This is a genomic window from Psychrobacter sp. TB20-MNA-CIBAN-0197 (assembly GCF_040309765.1).
In the GTDB taxonomy this organism is placed as follows: Bacteria; Pseudomonadota; Gammaproteobacteria; order Pseudomonadales; family Moraxellaceae; genus Psychrobacter; species Psychrobacter submarinus.
Genome location: NZ_JBEOPC010000229.1, coordinates 1 through 342, shown reverse-complemented (window position 1 = coordinate 342; position 342 = coordinate 1). Strand labels below are relative to the sequence as shown.

Sequence of the window (342 nt, the reverse complement as noted above, 5' to 3'; positions counted from 1 at the left end):
AAGTGTAGAGCTTAGATTAATTAATATATAGTCAATCCCACCTAAAAGTGTTATAAACTAATTATCAAATTCAATTGTTATTATAAAGACCATGACTTACTCGCTAGATTTTCGCAAACAAGTACTAAAAAGCTTAGACGAGGGTATGACCTTTGCCGAGGCAGCTGAATTCTATAATCTCAGCCCAACCACCATACAGAACTGGAAGAGACGTGTTCATAGCAAAACAACCAGGCAAACCAAACCCTATAAAATACCAGATGATGTGCTACTTAATGATGTCAAAGAACATCCTGATGATTACCAGTATGAGCGAGCACGTCGTCTAAACTGTAGTAAAAC

The 342-nt window shown here is 36.8% G+C and carries 1 protein-coding gene; it reads left to right on the top strand.

Features of this window, described 5'->3' with window-relative positions; genetic code table 11:
• Nucleotides 1–91: 91 nt before the first annotated feature.
• A partial coding sequence (locus AAEY83_RS13445; RefSeq protein ID WP_351059547.1) for an IS630 transposase-related protein occupies nucleotides 92–342 on the top strand: 251 nt, incomplete at its 3' end.